At 68.9% G+C, this 6280-nt stretch carries 7 protein-coding genes; 2 read left to right on the forward strand and 5 right to left on the reverse strand.

The window, feature by feature from the left end; all coding sequences use genetic code 11:
- Window positions 1-398 precede the first annotated feature (398 nt).
- The 5 genes from FGX59_RS35695 to FGX59_RS35715 form a co-directional block, all read right to left on the reverse strand.
- Window positions 399-1472 (reverse strand): 4-oxalomesaconate tautomerase, encoded by a 1074-nt coding sequence (locus tag FGX59_RS35695; RefSeq protein ID WP_138473323.1) that lies wholly within the window; start codon window positions 1470-1472, stop codon window positions 399-401.
- 88 nt (window positions 1473-1560) lie between these two features.
- Entirely contained in the window at window positions 1561-2232 is a 672-nt protein-coding gene (locus FGX59_RS35700) for a 4-carboxy-4-hydroxy-2-oxoadipate aldolase/oxaloacetate decarboxylase (RefSeq protein WP_138473324.1), read from the reverse strand.
- Window positions 2233-2234: 2 nt separating this feature from the next.
- Complete coding sequence (locus tag FGX59_RS35705) at window positions 2235-3203, reverse strand: VOC family protein (protein ID WP_138473325.1); 969 nt, start codon at window positions 3201-3203, stop codon at window positions 2235-2237.
- A 66-nt stretch (window positions 3204-3269) separates the two neighbouring features.
- Window positions 3270-4181 (reverse strand): MBL fold metallo-hydrolase, encoded by a 912-nt coding sequence (locus tag FGX59_RS35710; RefSeq protein WP_138473326.1) that lies wholly within the window; start codon window positions 4179-4181, stop codon window positions 3270-3272.
- An 87-nt stretch (window positions 4182-4268) separates the two neighbouring features.
- The gene (locus FGX59_RS35715) at window positions 4269-4997 is read right to left on the reverse strand and encodes a PIG-L deacetylase family protein (RefSeq protein ID WP_138473327.1); all 729 of its coding nucleotides are present in this window, start codon (window positions 4995-4997) and stop codon (window positions 4269-4271) included.
- Between the two features lie 159 nt (window positions 4998-5156).
- Between FGX59_RS35715 and FGX59_RS35720 the strand changes: the two genes are divergently transcribed.
- Together FGX59_RS35720 and FGX59_RS35725 are read left to right on the forward strand one after the other, a co-directional pair.
- Window positions 5157-6044, forward strand: a complete 888-nt coding sequence (locus tag FGX59_RS35720) for an NAD(P)-dependent oxidoreductase (protein WP_138473328.1) — start codon at window positions 5157-5159, stop codon at window positions 6042-6044.
- On the forward strand, window positions 6041-6280 hold a 240-nt coding region (locus FGX59_RS35725), incomplete at its 3' end, for a LysR family transcriptional regulator (RefSeq protein ID WP_138473038.1). The genes FGX59_RS35720 and FGX59_RS35725, both read left to right, overlap by 4 nt.

The following is a 6280-nucleotide window of genomic DNA, read 5'->3' on the forward strand; positions in this document are numbered from 1 at the left end:
GCGCGCCCGCTCAACCCTTCTTCAATGTACTTCTGAAAGCGCGTCCGAAGCGCAGATGGCAAAGGTGCTGACATTATCCATCCTCCCAATGAGTTATCCATCCTCCCAATGAGGATGAATCACATCACGCACCTCAAGGGAACCCGGCGATTCAGGTTCACGTCGAAACGCTTTAGGCATCGGGCGGACCGCCCGGCGGGCCGGACTGGGCAAGAGCCGGGACGGCGGCAAGGGCCGCAAGCCCGAGAGCCAGCAAGATCAGGTGTGAGCGCAAAAGGTCTCCTCCCATCTGGCGCGCGGGACGGCAAGGGTCCCGCAGGGCCGAACTTGGGAGGAAGCCGCCGTTTGCCGCAATGTACACGGCCCGGACCGTTCACAATCCGGACATGGATCTGTGATCAGCCGCGCGGCCGGGGGAAAACCCTGCCCTCGAAGAGCTTGCGTGCTGTCCTCAGCGTTCCGGCCGCCGTGACGCGGCCCTCGGCATCCCGCTCGATCAGCACCTCGGCCGCGCCGGTCGGATGCTCGATGGCGAATGTCGCGCCGACGGGAAGCCGGGCCAGCGCAGCCGCCGGACTGCCCCGCAAGGTGCAAGCGGTGGCGACGCTGACCGCGGCGAAGACGCCGATCGTGGCGTGGCAGCGATGCGGGATGAAGCTGCGGGTGGAGATCACGCCGCCCGCTTGCGGGGCCGAGACGAGCGTCATCTTGGGCACGGATTTCTCCGCGACATCGCCCAGGCCCATCAGCCGCCCGGCTTCCAGCCGGATCGCCTCCAGCCGCGCCTTCAGGCCTGCATTGCCGTCCAGCGCCTCGCGGCTCTCGGTGCCGTCGATGCCCAGGTCGGCAGCCGCCATCACCACGCAGGGCATGCCGTTGTCGATCAGCGTGCAGGCCACTCCGCCGATCCTGTCCGCCTCATTCCCGGTCGGCAGGAGCTCGCCGCAGATCGAGCCTTCCAGCCCGGCAAACATCAGCGGCACCGGCGCATGGGTCCCGGGCACGCCGTCGATCGCCGCCGCGCCGCGATAGCTGACATGGCCGCCCGGCGTGGCAATCCGCGCCACCGCGATCTCGCCGGTATTGAGCATGTGGATGCGCACCGCCGTCTCGCCGTCCCGCGCGGCGACCAGGCCCGTCTCGATCGCCGCCGGACCGGCACCGGCCAGGATGTTGCCGCAGGCCTGCGCGTCCGAAACCAGCGGCCGGTCGGGAAAGACCTGCAGGAACAGGTAGTCGACATCGGCATCCTCCCGCGAAGGGGGCGAGAGCACCGCCACTTTCGAGGTCAGCGGATCGGCGCCGCCGATCCCGTCGATCTGCGCCGGGTCGGGCGAGCCCATGATCCTGAGCAGGAGATCATCGCGCGCCTCCCGCTCCCGCGGCAGATCGGCGGCCAGAAAATAGGCCCCCTTGGAGGTTCCTCCCCGCATCCACAGGCAGGGGATGCCATCGGTCCCGTCGTCTTCCATCTTCGTCTCCCCGCTCTCGCCGTCGCGGCGGGGAAGGGTCCGGGAGGGGGGATCTGCCCCCTCCCGCCTTCCTCCGCCAAAGCCGCCCTCAGATGTACTTCAGCCCCCTGGCCGCCAGCCGCGGGCGCATGTCGTAGATGTCGAGCCCCAGCTCGCCCGCCGCCAGCCGCACGCGCTTGGCCTCTTCCGCCGCCAGGCGCGTCTCGGCCGCATCCAGAACCGCGGCCGCCTCTTCGCGGGCGACGACGCAGAGCCCGTCATCGTCGGCGCAGATCACGTCGCCGGGATGGATGGCCTGGCCCGCCACCACGATCGGCACGTTGACCGAGCCCGGCGTCTCCTTGACCGTGCCCTGGATCGAGACCGCCTTCGACCAGACCGGAAAGCCCATCTCGCGCAGGTCGCGCGTATCCCGCACGCCCGCGTCGATCACCAGCCCGCGGCAGCCGCGCGCCAGCGCCGAGGTCGCCAGCAGGTCGCCGAAATAGCCGTTGTCGCAGGGCGAGGTCGGGGCCAGCACCAGGATGTCCCCGTCCTTGAGCTGCTCAATGGCGACATGGACCATCCAGTTGTCGCCAGGCGCCGCCGAGATCGTGACAGCGGAGCCCGCGATCATCGTGCCTTCCTGGATCGGCCTCAGGTAGCTCTGCAGCGCACCTTTCCTGCCCTGCGCCTCGTGGACGGTGGCGGTGCCGATCTGGCCGAGCCGGTCGATCACCGCCCGGTCGGCGCGGTCTATGTTCTGGACGACGACAGGCATGGTCACGCCTCCTTCTTCACTGGCGGGGTGCCGTGGGTATGGAAACTCTCGATGGTCTTCAGCCCCCAGGCCTGGCCCTTCATCCGGTCGGCCTGCGTCCAGCAGACCGGCTGCCAGTCGGGCGCCAGGATCAGCCGCGCGCCGGAATTGGCCAGCTCCACCCGGTTGCCCGCGGGCTCCCAGACATAGAGGAAGAACGTCCCCTGCACCGCATGCTTGTGCGGCCCGGTCTCGATATGGACGCCGTTCTGCAGGAAGATGTCGGCGGCGCGCAGGATGTCCTCGCGCTGGTCGGTGGCGTAGGTGACATGGTGCAGCCGCGCATGGCCGCCGCCATGCTCCTCGGTGCAGGCCAGGTCGTAGGTCTTGTTGTTCACCGTGAACCAGCAGCCGCCCAGACGGCCATTGTCGAGCTGGATGTACTCGGTCACCCGGCTGCCGAGGCAGGTCTCCATGAAGCGCTTGAACCCGGTGACGTCGGAGGCGAGCAGGTTCAGGTGGTCGAGCCTGCGCGGCGCGGCCCCGGTGAAGGCCGAGGCGGTGTTCTTCAGCGCCGCCTTCTCGGCCGCGTCCTGCGGCTCCCACCAGACCGTGTCGTAGTAGATCTCGAAGACATGGCCGAACGGATCCTCGAAGCGGAAGGCGCGGCCATGGCCGAGATCGCCGTCATTCCAGCCATGCACCTTGTAGCCCGAGGCCTCGATGGCGGCGACGCGGCGCTCCAGCGCCCCGGGGCTGGCGGCGCGATAGCCGATATGGGCGACGCCGGTCGTGTCCGAGCGGGTCAGCTTCAGGCTGTGGAACTCGTAGTCGTCCCAGGCGCGCAAGTAGGCGGAATCGCCGTCGACCGCCGAGAGCTTCAGGCCGTAGACGCGGGTGAAGAAGTCGAGGCTCTCCTCGAACTTGTCGGTCAGCATCTCGACATGGCCCAGATGGGCGATGTCGAAGGAGGGGGTGGTCGGTTCGGTCATTCAACAGCTCCTCGGCCTGCAGCCTCAGTCCCGGGTGCGGGCCCGGCCATGCCGGCCCCGCGTCGATCAGAATTCGTCAAGGTCGTCCGCCAGGACCACTTTTCCGTCATAGAGCGCCTCGATCTCGGTCTTCGCCGTCTCGATCGGGGCGCCGTAATGCAGGATATGGGTCAGCACGAGCACGCCGGGGCGCGCCTCGTTGGCGATCTGCGCCAGTTCGCTGGTCAGGGTGTGGGAGGAATGGTGGTACGCCTGCCATTCCGGCGTCAGTGCCTTCCAGCCCTCCTCGCTGATGACCTCGTGCACCAGCACGTCCGCGCCCTTCGCCATTTCCGCGAGCGCCGGGGAATAGGTGGTGTCGCCGGAGAAGACGACGGTCTTGCCGGGCGTCGTGATCCGGTAGCCATAGGCGGGGTGGATGTCGCCGTGATTGACCGAGAAGGCCTCGACCGTCACGCCATTGCCCTCGTAGATCACGCCGTCATCGCCGATCTCGTGGACATCGACCTGGTAGAGCGCCGGGTCCTTCACCGGCTGGTTGCCGCTGGTGCGCAGGTTGATGTCGATCGCCTGCATCTCGTAGTAACCGTCCGTCATCGCCTGCAGGCCCTCCGGGCCATAGGCGTTCAGCTTTTCCTCGCGCCGCCACCAGTAGGTGGCGGCAAGTTCGGGATAGTCGAGCGTGTGGTCGCTGTGCAGATGCGACAGGAACAGGTGCTTGACCTTCGTCGGATAGAGCTCCTCAGCCCCCATGGTCTGCCAGGCCTCGATCATCCGCTGCACCATGCCGCCCCCGGCATCGAACAGGTAGGCCTCGCCATCGGCGATCACGGCCAGCCCCGGCCCGGAACGTTCCGCGTCCGGCACCGGCGTCCCGGTGCCCAGGACGATCACGCGGGTCTGCGCAAGCGCGGGGCCGGCCGCGAGCAGGCCGCCGAGCGCCGCTGCTGCCGCCACCTTTCCAAGAACAGTCCTCATGGCTCTCTCCTCCTTCAAGCCTTTCCTGCCGCGGCGCCCTCCCCCGGACGGCCGCGGCCCTTCCATCTCCCGCGGCCCCGGCCGCGCTCAGAGTTCGTCGACGGTGCGCGGGAAGACGCTCTCGAAGCCTTCCGCATAGAGGCAGTCGCGGCCGCCGGACTGGCCGCCGGAATTGCGCTTGAAATGGTTGGCGCGCTGCTGGGCGACGCGGGTGTAGTAGTCCCACAGATGCACCTGGCCGTTCATGTGCTCCATCGCGGCGCGCTTCTTCTCCCAGACGGGCGTGATGTCGAGGAAAGTGTCGGGCTTCCAGCCCATCTGCTCGGTCTGGTGCGGCTCGAACAGGTAGAGCTGCGGCGCGCCCAGCACCGTCTCGCCCGGATTGTGGCCCCAGGCCTGGGCGATCATCCGGCATTCCAGCGCCACCTGCGTCATGTACATGTGGTCGGTGTTGTAGGGGTCGTATTTCGAGTGGCTGAGCATGAAGGACGGCTGCACCTTGCGGATCAGCGCGACCAGCCTGTCCTTGTCGGCGCGCTCCAGGTGCAGCGGGTAGTCGCCCAGATCGAAGCATTCCAGATGATGCACGCCCAGCACTTCTGCGGCAGCCTCCGCCTCGCCGCGGCGGATGTCCTTGACCTCCTGCAGCGACTTGCCGTCCTTCCAGAGCCGCGCGCTCTCGCCGCGCTCGCCGAAACTCAGGCAGGCGACGGTGACCTCGTAGCCCATTTCGGCATGAAGCGCGATGGCGCCGCCGCAGCGCCAGACGAAGTCGGCGGCATGGGCGGAAATCACGAGTGCGGTTTTCTTCGGCATGGCAAGCCTCCCCTGTCGGTGCCGCCGCGGGAATGCCATGGCCGCGCATCGGGCGTCCATTTGGAAGCACGTCCGCCAGCATAAGTTGTGGCTATACAGGCTGGCCAACCACCCTCGGCGGTGACAGTCTGTCCGCGGCCATGACGGGAGGAACAGGCAATGGGCGCCACGAAATCTCCGGAGTTTTCCGTTTGCTTCATAGGTTTCGGCGAGGCGGCTGGCGCCTTTCTCGAGGGCTGGTCGCTGCCGGACCCGGCTGCCGCCAGCGCCTATGACATAAAGTCGGACGATCCGGCCACGCGCCCTGCCATGGCGGCACGACAGGCGGCAGCCGGGATCCGCGGGGCGGCAAGCCCGGCCGGGGCGCTTGCCGGAGCGGCCGCGGCATTCTCTCTTGTGACCGCCGACCGGGCGCTGGAAGCGGCCATCGCCGCCGCGCCGCATCTGGCCCGCGGCGCGCTCTGGCTCGACGGCAATTCCTGCGCGCCCGGCACCAAGCGCCGCGCGGCGCAGGCCATCGAGGCGGCGGGCGGGCGCTATGTCGATCTCGCGGTGATGGCGCCGGTCCACCCGAAGCGCCACCTGGTGCCGCTGCTGGTCTCGGGCCCGCATGCGGACCCGGCCGTCCGGCTTCTGCAGGCGCTCGGCATGCGGCCGGAGATCGCGGGGCCGGAGGTCGGCCAGGCCTCCGCCATCAAGATGATCCGCTCGGTGATGATCAAGGGGATGGAGGCGCTGACCGCCGAATGCCTGCTCTCGGCGCGGCGCGCGGGCGTCGAAGAGGACGTTCTGGCCTCGCTCGAAGCCTCGGATCCGGACCGCGACTGGCGCGGGCGCAGCGCCTACAACCTGGAACGGATGATGCTGCATGGCGCGCGCCGGGCCGCCGAGATGCGCGAGGTGGCGGCGACCGTGGCCGAGCTCGGCCTTGGCGGCGGGATGGCATCGGCCACAGCCGAATGGCAGGACCGCATCGCCGCCGCCCGAGCGCCCGCCGGGGAGGCCGACCTGATCGCCCGCGCCGACGCGATCCTGGCCCGGCTATGATCTCGCGCAACCTGCGCCACCTCCGGCTCTTCCTGGCCGTGGCGGATCTGGGGTCGGTCACGCGGGCCTCGGACCTCTACAATGTCTCCCAGCCCGCCGTGACCCAGGCGCTCGGCAAGCTCGAGGCGCAGGCCGGCGGGCCCCTGTTCAGCCGCACGCGGCAGGGGTTCTTCCTGACACCGCGCGGCGAGGCCCTGTCGGCACGGGTGGCGCGCGCCTTCGACCGGCTGGATCCG

Origin of the sequence: Poseidonocella sp. HB161398 (assembly GCF_005870025.1) — a bacterium.
In the GTDB taxonomy this organism is placed as follows: domain Bacteria; phylum Pseudomonadota; class Alphaproteobacteria; order Rhodobacterales; family Rhodobacteraceae; genus Mangrovicoccus.

Excerpts from the sequence above, each read along its gene's own strand:
- FGX59_RS35695 (WP_138473323.1), bottom strand. The coding sequence starts at position 1,472 with ATGGAAGACGACGGGACCGATGGCATCCCCTGCCTGTGGATGCGGGGA.
- FGX59_RS35700 (WP_138473324.1), bottom strand. The coding sequence starts at position 2,232 with ATGCCTGTCGTCGTCCAGAACATAGACCGCGCCGACCGGGCGGTGATC.
- FGX59_RS35715 (WP_138473327.1), bottom strand. The coding sequence starts at position 4,997 with ATGCCGAAGAAAACCGCACTCGTGATTTCCGCCCATGCCGCCGACTTC.
- FGX59_RS35720 (WP_138473328.1), top strand. The coding sequence starts at position 5,157 with ATGGGCGCCACGAAATCTCCGGAGTTTTCCGTTTGCTTCATAGGTTTC.
- FGX59_RS35710 (WP_138473326.1), bottom strand. The coding sequence starts at position 4,181 with ATGAGGACTGTTCTTGGAAAGGTGGCGGCAGCAGCGGCGCTCGGCGGC.
- FGX59_RS35705 (WP_138473325.1), bottom strand. The coding sequence starts at position 3,203 with ATGACCGAACCGACCACCCCCTCCTTCGACATCGCCCATCTGGGCCAT.